Here is a 13,992-nt window from a genome sequence, read left to right on the forward strand (position 1 = left end):
TTGTAGTAACCAATACAGGTAATGTGCCTTTGACTAATGTAACGGTAACGGATCCTCTTGTGACTGTTCTAGGTGGACCTATAACTTTAGCTGTTGGTGCAGTTAATAACAATACTTTTACTGCAACTTACACTATCACTCAAGCTGATATTAATACAGGAAGTGTTACCAATCAGGCTACGGCTATAGGTACTCCTCCGACTGGCCTTAATGTGACAGACCTATCTGACAACAATAGCAATTTAGAGAATGATCCAACGGTAACAAACTTACCTAAGAATCCAGCAATTATAGCTCAAAATGATAGTTTTACAGATATTGATGGCGCACTTGGCAATGTAAATATTGGTAATGTTTTGAATAACAATGGAAATGGAAATGATACCTTAAACGGAAGTAACGCATCTATTGATCAAGTAATCGTGACGATAAAAACTCCAGCAACTTCAATAGGTGGATCTCCTATTCCTATAGTAGATACTACAACAGGACAAGTTAGTGTCCCAGCAGGAACTGCTGCGGGAACCTATACTATTGTTTACCAAATTTGTGAGTCAGTAAACCAAAATAATTGTGACGAAGCAATAGTAACAATAGATGTAGCTGTAGTATTAGCATGTGATGCATTGGTAGTTCATAATGCATTCTCACCAAATGGAGATAATAAAAATCAATATTTTATTATCGATAACATTACTGATGATTGTTATATTAATAACAGCGTTGAGATATATAACCGTTGGGGAGTATTGGTTTTTGAAACCAAAAATTATGACAATGAGACCAATGTATTTGATGGAACTTCTAAAGGAAGAACTACAATTAAACAGTCTGAAGGATTGCCTACAGGTACCTATTTTTATATATTAAATTATTCGTCATCAACCGATAGCGGTACACAAACGTATACAAAAAATGGGTATTTATACCTTACACGATAAACCAAACTCAAATCTAACTTCTTGGGAGACTAAAATCTCCCAAGTTTTATAAAAACAAACTAATGAAGACAAGAATACTACTATTCGTTTTGATGTTTACAGCAGTGGTAAGTCATGCACAACAAGATGCACAATTTACGCAATACATGTATAACACAATCAATGTCAATCCTGCTTATGCAGGATCGAGAGGAGCCTTGAGCATATTTGCTTTGCATCGTACCCAATGGGTAGGATTCGATGGTGCACCAGTCACTAACGCTGTTTCTGTAAATACTCCTTTAAATGGGAGCAATCTTGGATTAGGCGTTTCGTTAATTAACGACAGAATTGGTCCTACACACGAAAATACCGTCTCGGCTGATTTATCCTATACAATTCCAACTTCTGAAACATTCAAATTGTCCATTGGGGTTAAAGGAACTGCTAATTTATTTGATTTGAATATAAGCGAATTAGATCCTCTTGACCAAGGCGATGAAAGCTTACAAAATTATAATAAGTTCACACCAAATATTGGTGCAGGTATTTATTTACATTCTGACAAAGCTTATGTTGGATTTTCTATACCAAATTTTTTAGAAACAAATAGGTTTAGTGATAGTAACAATGATGTTAAGATTTTCAAAGAAAAAGTTAATTATTACCTTATAGGTGGTTATGTTTTTGACCTAAATAGTTATTTGAAATTTAAACCAGCTTTTATCTCTAAACTAGTTGAAGGAGCTCCTTTACAAATGGATATTTCAGGAAATTTTATGTTCAATGATAAATTTGTTGTAGGTGTAGCTTACAGATGGAGTGCAGCAATGAGTGCTATGGTTGGATTTCAAGTATCGGATGGTCTTTATATTGGTTACGGATTTGATAACGAGACAACTAACTTGAAAAATTATAATTCCGGATCTCATGAAATATTCTTGCGCTATGAAATATTCAAAAATATTAATAAGATAACAACTCCTAGATTCTTTTAAAAGCAATATGAGAAAGTATATATTACTATTCTTAGTGTTAAATGTATTAATATATAATACTTATGGGCAAAAATTAAAAATTGCTAAAAGCATTGAAAAGGGAAAAAAATATGTTTATATAGATACTATAAAAACGTATGAAAGGGTGGCAGAGAAAGGATATAAATCAATTGATATGTTTAAAAAAATTGGAGACGGTTATTTCTTAAACGCTCAATTAGACAAAGCTGTGAGATGGTATTGTGAATTATTTTCTATGACTAATAAATTAGGATCAGAATATTATTTTCGGTATTCAGAGTCCCTTAAATCAGTTGGTGAAAATGAAGAAGCAAATAGGATTATGGAAATATTTAATAAAAAATCGAGAGATCTAAAAGAAAAAAAATAAAAATTACAAAAAATATTCATTATGAAAAATTATATATTCATTTTTATAACAATAATTAGTGTTTTTTCATTCGATGGTTATGCCCAAAAAAACAAGGCTATTACTGCAGATAAAAAATATGAAAGCTACTCTTATATAGACGCTATAAAAACATACGAAAGAGTAGCCGAAAAAGGATACAAATCGGTTGATATGTTTCAAAAATTAGGTAATGCGTATTACTTCAATTCTGAGTTTGAAAAAGCTGCTAAATGGTTCGGAGAATTATTTGACATGAATACTAATTTAGATGCTGAATATTATTATAGATATGCTCAATCTTTAAAATCAATTGGACAAAATGATAATTCTAATCAAATGCTTGAAAAGTTTCATCAAAAATCTAAAAACGATATTAGAGGATTGCTTTTTGAAAGAAACAGAAATTATTTAGAAGAAATAAAAGCCAATTCAGGAAGATATAAAATTGAAGATGCGGGAATAAATTCAAAATATTCTGATTATGGAAGTTCCTTTTTTCAAAATAAACTTGTATTTACCTCAGCAAGAGACACTGGAAGTTTAGGACAAAAGAAACACAAATGGACAAATCAATATTTTACTAATTTGTATACAGCTGATTTGGATGATTCAAAAAATCCAAATCAAAGTTCTATTACTAAATTTTCTAAAACCATTAACTCTAAATTTCATGAATCTACTCCTGTTTTTACCAAGGATGGAAAAACAATTTATTTCACAAGAAATAACTATATTGATGGAAAAAAAGGAAAAGATGGTAATAGAGTTACTTTAATTAAAATATACAAAGCAAGTCTTGAAAATGACAAATGGGGAAAGGTAAGTGAATTGCCTTTTGACAGTGATCAATATAGTACAGCTCACCCAACTTTGAGTGTTGACGAGAAAACTTTGTACTTTGCATCGGATATGCCTGGTACTTTAGGACAATCTGATATTTTTAAAATTAAAATAAATGAAGATGGCACTTATGGTGTTCCTGAAAATGTAGGGAAGCCTATTAATACTGAAGGAAAAGAAACATTTCCATTCATAACAGACGAAAATGAAATTTATTTTGCTTCTGATGGACATCCTGGACTTGGAGGGTTAGATATTTTTGTTTCTAAAATAAATACAGATGGTACTTTTGATAAAGTTCAAAATGTAGGTGCCGAAGCTAACTCACCAAAGGATGATTTTGCTTATTTGATTGATACGAAATCTAGAAAAGGTTTTTTAACTTCTAATAGAAACGGCGGTCAGGGTTATGATGATATTTATAAATTTTTGGAAACTAAAAAATTAATTTGTGAACAAGTATTAACTGGGATAATTACTGATAAAGAAGATGGTAAAATATTACCTGAAACTAAAGTAACTCTTTTTGATAATCAATTAAAAATAATCACTACTACAATATCAGATGAAAAAGGATACTATTCTTTTAAAGTGGAATGTGGCAAAATGTATTTTGTTAGAGCCGAAAAAACCGATTATACAACAGTTGAAAAAAATATTGTAATTCCTAGTGAAAATGGTATTACAGATTTACCTTTTGTTCTTGAAAAAACAGGTTGTAAAGTAACAATCGGTGATGATTTAGGTAAATGTTTTGGAATTAAAATGATTTATTTCGATTTAGATAAACACTTTATTCGAAAAGAAGCTGCTTTAGACTTGGAAAAAATATTAGATGTAATGATTCAGCATCCAACAATGAAAATTGATGTGCGTTCTCATACTGATTGTAGACAAACCATTAAATACAATCTAGACTTATCTGATAGAAGAGCAAAATCTACAATGGCATGGCTTGTTGAAAAAGGTGTAGATAAATCAAGGCTTATAGGTAAAGGTTATGGAGAGTCACAATTAGTTAACGATTGTGGTTGTGAACCAACGAACAAATCAGATTGTACTGAAGAACAACATCAGCAAAATAGACGTAGTGAATTTATAATTACAGCTTTATAATAATATTGGAATATATATAGAAAAAAAACTCAAATATTAGACTGAACCCAAAAGTTTGGAAAAATTTATAATTAATTTTGATAATAATGAGCTCGATATTGTATTGGGCTCATTTTGTTTAAATTAGACTTGCTTCTGTAATTATTGTAATAATCTATATATTCCTTTATTTCCTTTTTTAATTGGTCTATTGTTGTGTATTTGTTTAGATAAAACAATTCTGATTTTAATATACCGAAGAAATTTTCAATAATTGCGTTATCCAGACAGTTCCCTTTCCTGGACATACTTTGTATAATACCTTTTTCCTGCAACTGGTTTTGATATCTTTTCATTTGATATTGCAAGCCTTGATCTGAATGTAGGATTAGATTCGTATTGTCTGGTATTTTTTCTTAAAAGCTATATTTAACATCATTACAATTTGATTAAAAACGGGTCGCTCGTTTAGTTCGTAACTTATTATTTCTTGATTAAATAAGTCTATTATTGGACTTAAATAGAATTGATTCCCAGAGACTATTAAACTCGGTTATATCGGTTGCCCATTTTTAATTAGGTGTGGTTACTTTAAATTTTATTTTTAATATGTTAGGTGTAATTATACCTTGTTCTACTTTGTATGATTTGTATTTTTTGACTCTAATGAGGTTTTTTAAGCCTAAAAATTTCATCAATCTTAAAACGGTTTTATGGTTGATAATAATTCCTGTACTATTGAGATCATCAGTAATTCGTCTGTATCCGTAGCGCCCTTTATGCTTGTGATATATGGATTTTATCAACTCCTTTATTTCTTGATATTTATCAGCTGTTTTAGTCTTTTTTTGATGATAATAAAAATTACTCCTTGCTATATTGGTTTGATTTAAAAGTAAATCCAAATCAAATTTATGCCTTAATTCTATTATGGCTTGCGCTTTTTGGCTTTCTCTTCTGCTTGAATCAAGGCTTGTAACTTTTTAAGCAATTCGTTCTCAAAACGCAGTGCTTCAATCTCTAAAAGAAGTTCTTCTTCTCTGGTTAGCGGTTTGTCCGACTTTCGTTTTTTTCGTTTATTCTCATTCATAGATCTTGGTTTGCCTCTTGTTTTTGGTTGTAATCCTACTAAACCAAAATCAGCAAAATCTTTTTTCCATTTGACAATAATACTAGTATCAGGAATGTTAAATCTTATGCTTGCATCTCTCAAAGAAAGGAAGTCTTTATAAAAAGATTTCAAGACTTCTACTTTGAAGTTAACCGAATAACTTTAGTTCTTTCTTGGTAGCAAACCAATGTCACCATATTGCCTGTAAAAACCAACCCATTTTCGAATGTTAGATTCGTTTAAACCTTTTTGATTAGAAACATAATTGCAAGAACAATGTTTTTTCAATACTAGCTTTAAACATTCAAGCTTAAATGTATAATTATACTTGACTTTTCTTTCCATAAAAATACTCCCAAAGAGTGTCTAACTTTTTGGAGGCATTCTAATTGCGGGATTTTTTTTGTAATTGAAATATCAGTATTTAGAAATAATGATTTTTAGCAATTTTAATTAATTTAGAATGGTAAATAAACCACCTAGGGAAGAGCTCCAGGGTATTAGCAAAATATAAGCCACAGATTCACAGATTTTGAAAAATATTTTTTAATGTGTAAATCAGTGGCAAAAAAACCGAAGTAGAGCTTCGAGGAATTCAACCTAAAAAAGATTAATCAAAATAACACGAACTTTGATAAAGCTTAGAAGAATAAGTATGCGTTTTTAAATAATTAATTTTCTCTAACAAATGGGGTTTTTCGTCCATCATTTAAAATCATATTGAAACTGTTTTTTGTTTCATCAAACTCAAATTTAAGTCCAGCACTTTTAGACTCAAAAACATCTTTTTCAATTAGTTCTGCTTTAAACATTGGATAGTTTGTTATTTCAACAAAAACAATTCCTCTTTTCTTTAAAAATTGAATTTTCAAAGGATTCAATTTATTTGAGAATGTACCTAAATATCCATTAATATTAATATCTTTTTCAATAAGACCAGATACCACATTCCAAGTATTATTACTTTCGTTACAATCAGGAAAAACATGATCTGGATCAAGAGTTATAGTTTCAATCTCTTCAACTGAACTATGTTTGAAAGTCCAATCAATATTTCGTTGCCAAATTTCAACAGGTAACTTAACACGACTAACCTTACCGCTTTTAGTTTTTATATCTAATATTACTGGCATTACCATTTTATCAAAATTCTTAATTGTAATATAAACTCCTAATTTAGGGTCATTTTCTATATATTTAATTGAATTGACTCCTTGATCTAATCTCCAATTATTGATAAATAATCCTCTCCAAAACCAGCTTAAATCTTCTCCTGAAACATTATCAATGGTTCTAAAAAAATCATCAGGTTGAGGGTGTTTATAGGCCCATCGTTCAATATAAGTTCGAAAAGCCAAATCAAAACGTTCTTTGCCTAATATTTGTTCTCTTAAAATTATTAAGGCTGCACTAGGTTTAAAATATAATAATGTTCCCATATTAGCCTCTTTCATATTATCTGGGGTACTCATCACAGGTTCCAATGATTGTTTTGTAAAAGTTTCAGCATTTATATGATAATCTATAACATTCGCTTTGTATTCACCATTATTAAAATCAATTGAACTGATTGAATTAATAAATTCATTAAGACCTTCATCCATCCAACCAAAGAATCTTTCATTTGAACCTACAATCATTGGAAACCAAATATGTCCAAACTCATGATCCGTTACCCCCCAAAGTGATCGTCCTTTACTCTTGTAATTACAAAAGACAATACCTGGATATTCCATACCACCAACTATTCCTGCAACGTTGGTTGCTACTGAATATGGGTATTCAAACCAACGTTTTGAATAATTTTCAATGACGGCTTTTGTGTATTCTGTAGAACGACCCCAAGCCTCGTTACCGTCACTTTCAATAGGATAAGCAGAAATTGCTAAAGATTTTTTACCGCTTGGTAAATTGATTTTCGCAGCATCTATAATAAATGATGATGAAGATGCCCAAGAAACATCACGAGAGTTTTTAATTTTAAATTGCCAAGTTTTAGTAGATTTTATAATCGAGTTTGAAGTTGCTATAACATCTTCACTTGAACGAATTAAAACTGTTTTATCACTAATCTTTGCTTGAGCCCAACGTTTTTGTTGTTCTGCATTATAAACTTCTAAAGAGTTTTGTAAATCGCCTGAACAAACTACAAAATGATTTGAAGGCACTGTTAAGTTAACATCAAAATCACCATATTCAAGGTAAAACTCAGATGCTCCTATATATGGGTTTGTATTCCAACCTAGAACATCATCATATACACACATTCTCGGATACCACTGAGCAACAGTAAATATTTTACCGTTTTTAGTCTCTACAAGTCCCATCCTATCAGATCCTTCATTAGGTGAAATGAATGAAAAATCAATTTTAATTTTAACAACTCCACCATTAGATTTTAATTCTTGAGGAAGGAAAACCTGCATTCTAGTATCATTTATCAAAAACTTAATATCTTTTTCAAGAATTACACCTTTTTTATCATTAACTATTTTTACAGATTTTATCTTAAACCCACCATCAAATATTTGACCTTGTGCACCATTTCTACTCCCTTCAATTGGAATAATAGCATTTCCACGTGAATCTGATTTAAATAAGTTTTGTTCTAAAGTCATCCAAACAAAATTCATTTTATCAGGACTATTATTAGTATAAGTGATTATTCCTGAGCCAGAAATTTCATTTTTATCCTCATCTAATTTAGCTGATAATTTATAATCTGCTCTGTTTTGCCAATAGTCAGTTCCAGGTTGTCCACTGGCTGACCTAGTAGTTGTACCATTTTTAGAATAAAAAAACGGAGCAAAAGCTTCACGATAATTATAATTTGAAATATTATCCTTTGCGGAAGTACTGTTTTGAGACCAAACTGGAGAAATACCTATAAAAACAAATAATTGAAGTGCTTTGAAAATTCTATTTGTAATAGTCATATTGAGATAATTTTTACGACAAATTAATGAAAAAAAAGTCGTATTTTTAACAAAAAAGAGTAAATAAGTTATTATTATTAATATCTTTAAATCTTAATTTTTTTTTATTAAAAAAGCTAATTTTGATTAAAAATTTTCAAAATCTTATAATTTTAAAAAAAAGCTATTGACAACTACAATATCGAATTTAGAACTAACTGCTCAAATCAAACATTTAGGAGCAGAATTATTTTCATTAAAAAGCAATAAAAATATAGAATATATATGGGAAGGAAATCCAGAACATTGGGGAAAACACTCCCCTATTTTATTTCCTATTGTTGGAACTTTAAAAAACAATATTTTTTCTTATAACGATAAAAATTATGAGCTTTCTAGGCATGGTTTTGCTAGAGATATGGAATTTCAATTAATTGATAAAAAGGAAAATAGTGTCACTTTTTCTTTAAAATCATCAGTTGCAACATCAAAGGTATATCCATTTGAATTTGAATTATTAATTAGTTATTCACTTGAAAATAAAAGTTTGAAAGTTCATTATGAGGTGCTCAATTTAAATAAAACTCAAATGCCATTTTCAATTGGTGCTCATCCCGCTTTTGCTTTAAGTGATATTTTTGAAAATTATTCGATAGAATTTGAAAAAGAAGAAATCTTAGAATATTACTTACTTGAAAATGATTTAATTTCAAATAATACAAAAAAGTTAGAGGTTATTAATAAAAAAAAAATCTTAAATTATGACTTGTTTCTTAATGATGCATTAGTATTCAAGTCAATAAATTCAAAATCAATTGTTATTTTAAATAATTCAAAACCAGAGTTAAAAGTTAATTTTGAAGGTTTTCCAAATTTAGGTATTTGGACAAAAAATAATGCCCCATTTATTTGTATTGAACCTTGGTATGGTTTTTCAGACACTAATGCAATCTCTGGAAATTTATTTAAAAAAGAAGGAATTCAAATTTTAAATCCCAATGAAAAATTCAGTTCGACTTACTCTATTGAAATTTTTTAAATTATAATTTAGGAAGTGTTTTTATATACAATTCTTCTACTTTTTTTCTTGCCCACTCTGTTTTACGTAGAAAAGTTAAACTTGACTTTACTGATGGATTATCAATAAAACATTTAATTTTAATCAATTCACCCAAGGTATCAAAACCATAATATTGAACAAGTTGATCTAGCATTTTTTGAAGTGTAATTCCGTGAAGTGGATCTTTTGATTGTTGATTTTCCATAGCACAAATTTACGCCAAATTTAAATAAATATTGACATTTGATTCTTTTGTGACTACATTTGCAATCCTATGCTAAAAACAATTAATATACTGAACAAAAGAGCTCGTTTTGATTATGAAATAATTGAAACCTATACCGCCGGAATTGTTTTAGCAGGAACTGAGATTAAATCTATCAGACTTGGAAAAGCTAATATTACCGAGAGTTTTTGCGAATTTAGTGGTCAAGAACTTTTTGCAATTAACACCTATATTGAAGAATATGCGTTCGGAAATCAATTCAACCACAAAGCCCGAAGCGAGCGTAAGCTTTTGCTTAACAAAAGAGAATTAAAAGGCTTGTCCAGAAGCGTTCAAGCGAAAGGTTTGACCATAGTTCCATTAAAATTATTTACAAACGAAAAAGGAATTGCAAAACTTGAAATAGGACTTTGTAAAGGTAAAAAAACCTACGACAAAAGAGAATCCCTAAAAGAACAAGATACTAAACGTGATCTTGACAGAATTAAGAAAGCATTTTAACCAATTAGTTCCACTCCACCCTATTAATAATAAATATGTTTCATTTTATCATTTTTAAAAATCGATTTGATATAAATTAAGTACGATATTATTAAAATACTTTTAATTTTTTTATTTAAAATTTATGACTAAATTTGTCAAGACATTAGAATGAATTACAAATGAAAACACTATTAAAAAACGCAAGAGAACAAAAAGGTTTAAAAACTCGAGAAGTGGCTCAAATTTTAGAAATTGACCAAGCTTTGATTAGCAAATTCGAAAATGGCTCTAGAAAACCAACCAAAGACCAAGTAATAAAATTAGCATCGTTGTTAGAAATAGACTTTGAAACTTTGATGATTGCATGGCTTAAAGAAAAAATACTATATGAAATAGGGCAAGATGAATTTGCCTTGAAAGCAATAAATATGGTTCGTGAAGAGTTGAATAACAAGTACGTTACTGTCAAAAAATCTCTTTCGAAAAATTTAATTTCAATACTAAATGAAATAGATGTATTAAAATCAAAATTAGATCAGTTTCGCAAGTTTAATAGTTATAGAATTACCCAAGCACTAGAACTTGAATATACTTTTGAAAGTAATAGAATTGAAGGTAACACGCTTACACTTCGTGAGACCGAATTGGTTATCAATGAAGGATTAACTATTTCTGGTAAAAGTATGCGAGAACACCTAGAAGCTATTAATCATCAGGAAGCAATAGCTTATATCAAGCATTTGATAGACAAAAACACGCCATTGAATGAGCGAGAAGTTTTGTCTATTCATAACCTAATCTTACGAGGTATCAATCCAGAAGATGCTGGAAGATATCGTCGAGTACAAATAATGATAAAAGGGAGTACTTATATGCCGCCGCAACCATTTATGATTTCTAAAGAAATGGAAGAATTTTTTATTTGGTTTGAAACCAATAAAAAGAGTTTACATCCTATAATTTTAGCAGCTGAACTTCATGAGCGTTTAGTTACTATTCATCCATTTATTGATGGTAATGGCAGAACTTCACGCTTAGTAATGAACCTTATTTTGTTGCAAAGTGGCTACGTAATTGCTAATATTAAAGGTGATTATAAAACTCGAATGAATTATTACAATACTCTAGAAACGGCTCAAAATAAAAACAATAAAGAGGATTTTCTTTTATTTGTTGCTCAAAATGAGAAAGAAAGCTTAGCACGTTATCTTGATATTATTGGTCAATAAAAAAATCCCGCAATTGCGGGATTTTTGTTTAATTTTTATTTTCTAACAAGGGTACAAATTTAAAATCACCAAATTCATGTTTCTCAAATTGCGTTTCGTTTTTTCGAATTAATAAGGTCATAATTTGTTTTTCTTCTCCAAGCGGAATGACAAGTCTACCTCCTATTTTAAGTTGAGCCATAAGTGTTTGCGGAATTATTGGCGCACCAGCTGTTACAATAATACTGTCAAAGGGTGCGTGATTTAGTAAACCTTTATAACCATCACCAAAAGAAAGATGTTTAGGTCTAATTCCTAATTTTGGCAATAAAACTGAAGTTTGTTTAAAAAGCTCATTTTGTCTTTCAACACTATATACCTTTGCTCCCATCAAGCACAAAACAGCAGTTTGATATCCAGAGCCAGTACCAATTTCAAGAATTTTTTGGTCTTTTTTCACCTCTAATAATTGAGTTTGAAAAGCAACAGTATAGGGCTGTGATATAGTTTGACCAGCTCCAATAGGAAATGCTTTATCTTGATAAGCATAATCTTCAAAACTAGAGTTTAAAAATAGATGTCTTGGTATTTTTTGAATTGCAATCAAAACACTCTTGTCTATTATTCCCTTTTCTTTTAAAAGAGCTATTAATTGATTTCGAAGTCCCTGATGTTTGGAAGTATCTTTCAAAATTTGGAATGATTTATTTTGGTAAAAATAAACTTTAAAATTCCAAAAATCAAACAACAATTTCCAAAACTTTAAATGTAAACTTTATACAATAAAACAAATAAATTATACATTTGTAAAAATCATTTTTATGTTAAAAGTTGGCGTTTTAGGTGCAGGACATCTTGGAAAAATACATTTAAGATTATTACAACAATCCGATAAATTTGAACTCGTTGGTTTTTACGATGAAAATCATGAAAATGGTGAAAAGATTACCCAAGAATTTGGGTATAAACAATTTCATACTATAGCTACTCTTATTCATGCTGTGGATGTCATTGATATTGTAACGCCAACACTTTCGCATTATAAATGTGCTAAAGTTTCTATTAAATCAGGTAAACACGTTTTTATAGAAAAGCCTATATCAAATACCGTTGCCGAAGCCGAGGAAATTATTGCTTTGGCTAAAGCATACAATGTTAGCGGACAGGTTGGTCATGTTGAACGGTTCAATCCTGCTTTCAAAGCAACAAAAGATATGATTGAAAACCCAATGTTTATTGAAACGCATCGATTAGCCGAATTCAATCCTCGTGGTACCGATGTTCCAGTAGTACTCGATTTAATGATTCATGATATAGATGCGATTTTGAGTGTTGTGAATTCAAAAGTTAAATTGATTAATGCAAGTGGAGTTTCGGTAATTAGCGAAACCCCAGATATAGCAAACGCCAGAATTGAATTCGAAAACGGCTGTGTTGCTAATTTAACTGCAAGTCGAATTTCTATGAAGAATATGCGTAAATCTCGTTTTTTTCAGAAAGATGCATATATCTCGGTTGATTTTTTAGAAAAAAAATGTGAAGTTGTAAAAATGAAAGATGCACCTGAAATTCCAGGAGATTTTGATATCATACTTCAAAATGCAGAAGGTGTAAAAAAACAAATCTATTTTTCAAATCCCGATGTAGATCAAAACAACGCTATCCTAGACGAATTAGAATCCTTTGCCGATGCAATCAATAACAATACTACTCCTATTGTAACATTGGAACAAGCAACAGAAGCTTTGCGTGTGGCTTACCAAATTATTGATTGTTTTAAGAAGTAAATTTTTAAATAGAGTTATTCTTTTATTTTAATATTTCAATAAAAATTATGAAAATAATTGCTGTAATTGGAGCAGGAACAATGGGTAACGGGATTGCGCATACTCTTGCACAAAGGGGTTTTACTGTGAAATTAATTGATGTTTCCGAAAAAGCTTTAGATAAAGGAATGACAACAATTTTTGCCAATTTAGACCGAATGGTATTTAAAGGAACCATTACCGAAGAAGATAAATTCAAAACATTAAACAATATCATTACCTATACTGATATTGAAGATGGAGTTGTAGGAGTAGATTTAGTGATTGAAGCAGCTAGCGAAAATATCGATTTGAAACTTAAAATTTTTAGAAAATTGAATGAAATTTGTTCACACAACACCATTTTTGCGAGTAATACCTCTTCTATTTCAATCACTCAAATTGGGAATGTTGTAGCACATCCAGAACGTGTTATTGGATTGCACTTTATGAATCCTGTTCCTTTGATGCCATTGGTAGAAGTAATACGAGGCAAAAAAACAAGTGATAAAGTGACAAAAATCATTATGACTTTGTCAGAAAAAATAGGCAAAAACCCTGTGGAGGTAAATGATGCTCCTGGTTTTGTTGCCAACCGGATTTTAATGCCAATGATTAACGAAGCTATCGAAACTTTACACAATAAAGTAGCTGGTGTTTATGAAATTGATACTGTTATGAAACTCGGGATGGGACACCCAATGGGACCTTTACAACTGGCTGACTTTATTGGTCTTGATGTGTGTTTGGCAATTTTAAATGTGATGAACGAAGGATTCAAAAACCCAAAATACACCCCATGTCCTTTATTAGTTAATATGGTAAATAATGGTAGATTAGGTGTAAAATCCGGCGAAGGTTTTTATGATTATAGTGAAAGTAAAAAAGCAGAGAAAGTTTCTAAACAGTTTATATAAAA

General features: G+C 30.1%; 16 protein-coding genes. 9 read left to right on the forward strand and 7 right to left on the reverse strand.

The genetic code is table 11. From position 1 onward, the window contains the following. The 4 genes from ACKVOD_RS07415 to ACKVOD_RS07430 form a co-directional block, all read left to right on the forward strand. Positions 1 to 941: gliding motility-associated C-terminal domain-containing protein (locus ACKVOD_RS07415; protein WP_409208835.1), on the forward strand; the 941-nt coding region annotated here is incomplete at its 5' end. A gap of 62 nt (positions 942 to 1,003) precedes the next feature. Continuing rightward, entirely contained in the window at positions 1,004 to 1,918 is a 915-nt protein-coding gene (locus ACKVOD_RS07420) for a type IX secretion system membrane protein PorP/SprF (RefSeq protein WP_409208836.1), read from the forward strand. Positions 1,919 to 1,925: 7 nt separating this feature from the next. After that, the gene (locus tag ACKVOD_RS07425) at positions 1,926 to 2,309 is read left to right on the forward strand and encodes a hypothetical protein (RefSeq protein ID WP_409208837.1); all 384 of its coding nucleotides are present in this window, start codon (positions 1,926 to 1,928) and stop codon (positions 2,307 to 2,309) included. A gap of 21 nt (positions 2,310 to 2,330) precedes the next feature. Then, entirely contained in the window at positions 2,331 to 4,286 is a 1,956-nt protein-coding gene (locus ACKVOD_RS07430; protein ID WP_409208838.1) for an OmpA family protein, read from the forward strand. Positions 4,287 to 4,357: 71 nt separating this feature from the next. Here the strand turns inward: ACKVOD_RS07430 and ACKVOD_RS07435 are convergent, their stop codons facing one another. From ACKVOD_RS07435 to ACKVOD_RS07455, 5 genes are all read right to left on the reverse strand, one after another. Then, positions 4,358 to 4,621 (reverse strand): transposase, encoded by a 264-nt coding sequence (locus tag ACKVOD_RS07435; protein WP_409208839.1) that lies wholly within the window; start codon positions 4,619 to 4,621, stop codon positions 4,358 to 4,360. Positions 4,622 to 4,837: 216 nt separating this feature from the next. After that, entirely contained in the window at positions 4,838 to 5,170 is a 333-nt protein-coding gene (locus ACKVOD_RS07440; RefSeq protein WP_409208840.1) for an IS3 family transposase, read from the reverse strand. Positions 5,171 to 5,193: 23 nt separating this feature from the next. Continuing rightward, positions 5,194 to 5,508: a hypothetical protein gene (locus ACKVOD_RS07445; RefSeq protein ID WP_409208841.1), complete on the reverse strand. Its 315-nt coding sequence runs from the start codon at positions 5,506 to 5,508 to the stop codon at positions 5,194 to 5,196. A gap of 30 nt (positions 5,509 to 5,538) precedes the next feature. Further along, positions 5,539 to 5,721, reverse strand: a complete 183-nt coding sequence (locus ACKVOD_RS07450) for a helix-turn-helix domain-containing protein (RefSeq protein ID WP_409208842.1) — start codon at positions 5,719 to 5,721, stop codon at positions 5,539 to 5,541. A gap of 326 nt (positions 5,722 to 6,047) precedes the next feature. Continuing rightward, complete coding sequence (locus ACKVOD_RS07455; protein WP_409208843.1) at positions 6,048 to 8,312, reverse strand: M1 family metallopeptidase; 2,265 nt, start codon at positions 8,310 to 8,312, stop codon at positions 6,048 to 6,050. Positions 8,313 to 8,478: 166 nt separating this feature from the next. Between ACKVOD_RS07455 and ACKVOD_RS07460 the strand changes: the two genes are divergently transcribed. Continuing rightward, complete coding sequence (locus ACKVOD_RS07460) at positions 8,479 to 9,330, forward strand: aldose 1-epimerase family protein (protein ID WP_409208844.1); 852 nt, start codon at positions 8,479 to 8,481, stop codon at positions 9,328 to 9,330. A gap of 1 nt (position 9,331) precedes the next feature. On the opposite strand, the gene ACKVOD_RS07465 is transcribed toward ACKVOD_RS07460, so the two are convergent. After that, positions 9,332 to 9,556 carry a VF530 family DNA-binding protein gene (locus ACKVOD_RS07465; protein ID WP_409208845.1) on the reverse strand — a complete coding sequence of 75 codons (225 nt, stop codon included), beginning with the start codon at positions 9,554 to 9,556 and terminating at the stop codon, positions 9,332 to 9,334. A gap of 69 nt (positions 9,557 to 9,625) precedes the next feature. Here ACKVOD_RS07465 and smpB point away from each other — a divergent pair, with 69 nt between their 5' ends. Both smpB and ACKVOD_RS07475 read left to right on the forward strand, forming a co-directional pair. Further along, on the forward strand, positions 9,626 to 10,078 hold the full coding sequence (smpB, locus tag ACKVOD_RS07470) for an SsrA-binding protein SmpB (protein WP_409208846.1): 453 nt from the start codon (positions 9,626 to 9,628) through the stop codon (positions 10,076 to 10,078). Positions 10,079 to 10,239: 161 nt separating this feature from the next. After that, positions 10,240 to 11,289: a Fic family protein gene (locus ACKVOD_RS07475; RefSeq protein ID WP_409208847.1), complete on the forward strand. Its 1,050-nt coding sequence runs from the start codon at positions 10,240 to 10,242 to the stop codon at positions 11,287 to 11,289. Between the two features lie 28 nt (positions 11,290 to 11,317). Here ACKVOD_RS07475 and ACKVOD_RS07480 read toward each other — a convergent pair whose 3' ends face one another. After that, complete coding sequence (locus ACKVOD_RS07480; protein ID WP_409208848.1) at positions 11,318 to 11,959, reverse strand: protein-L-isoaspartate(D-aspartate) O-methyltransferase; 642 nt, start codon at positions 11,957 to 11,959, stop codon at positions 11,318 to 11,320. A 130-nt stretch (positions 11,960 to 12,089) separates the two neighbouring features. On the opposite strand from ACKVOD_RS07480, the gene ACKVOD_RS07485 reads away from it, so the two are divergent. Together ACKVOD_RS07485 and ACKVOD_RS07490 are read left to right on the forward strand one after the other, a co-directional pair. Beyond that, a complete protein-coding gene (locus ACKVOD_RS07485; protein ID WP_409208849.1) occupies positions 12,090 to 13,055 on the forward strand; it encodes a Gfo/Idh/MocA family protein in 966 nt (321 codons plus the stop codon). A 47-nt stretch (positions 13,056 to 13,102) separates the two neighbouring features. After that, positions 13,103 to 13,990, forward strand: a complete 888-nt coding sequence (locus ACKVOD_RS07490) for a 3-hydroxyacyl-CoA dehydrogenase family protein (RefSeq protein WP_409208850.1) — start codon at positions 13,103 to 13,105, stop codon at positions 13,988 to 13,990. Positions 13,991 to 13,992 lie beyond the last annotated feature (2 nt).

It is taken from the genome of Flavobacterium sp. (genome assembly GCF_046155325.1).
In the GTDB taxonomy this organism is placed as follows: Bacteria; Bacteroidota; Bacteroidia; order Flavobacteriales; family Flavobacteriaceae; genus Flavobacterium.

Coding starts and splice junctions, on each gene's coding strand:
- ACKVOD_RS07420 (WP_409208836.1), top strand. CDS start 1,004: ATGAAGACAAGAATACTACTATTCGTTTTGATGTTTACAGCAGTGGTA.
- ACKVOD_RS07425 (WP_409208837.1), top strand. CDS start 1,926: ATGAGAAAGTATATATTACTATTCTTAGTGTTAAATGTATTAATATAT.
- ACKVOD_RS07430 (WP_409208838.1), top strand. CDS start 2,331: ATGAAAAATTATATATTCATTTTTATAACAATAATTAGTGTTTTTTCA.
- ACKVOD_RS07435 (WP_409208839.1), bottom strand. CDS start 4,621: ATGAAAAGATATCAAAACCAGTTGCAGGAAAAAGGTATTATACAAAGT.
- ACKVOD_RS07450 (WP_409208842.1), bottom strand. CDS start 5,721: ATGGAAAGAAAAGTCAAGTATAATTATACATTTAAGCTTGAATGTTTA.
- ACKVOD_RS07455 (WP_409208843.1), bottom strand. CDS start 8,312: ATGACTATTACAAATAGAATTTTCAAAGCACTTCAATTATTTGTTTTT.
- ACKVOD_RS07465 (WP_409208845.1), bottom strand. CDS start 9,556: ATGGAAAATCAACAATCAAAAGATCCACTTCACGGAATTACACTTCAA.
- smpB (WP_409208846.1), top strand. CDS start 9,626: ATGCTAAAAACAATTAATATACTGAACAAAAGAGCTCGTTTTGATTAT.
- ACKVOD_RS07475 (WP_409208847.1), top strand. CDS start 10,240: ATGAAAACACTATTAAAAAACGCAAGAGAACAAAAAGGTTTAAAAACT.
- ACKVOD_RS07485 (WP_409208849.1), top strand. CDS start 12,090: ATGTTAAAAGTTGGCGTTTTAGGTGCAGGACATCTTGGAAAAATACAT.
- ACKVOD_RS07490 (WP_409208850.1), top strand. CDS start 13,103: ATGAAAATAATTGCTGTAATTGGAGCAGGAACAATGGGTAACGGGATT.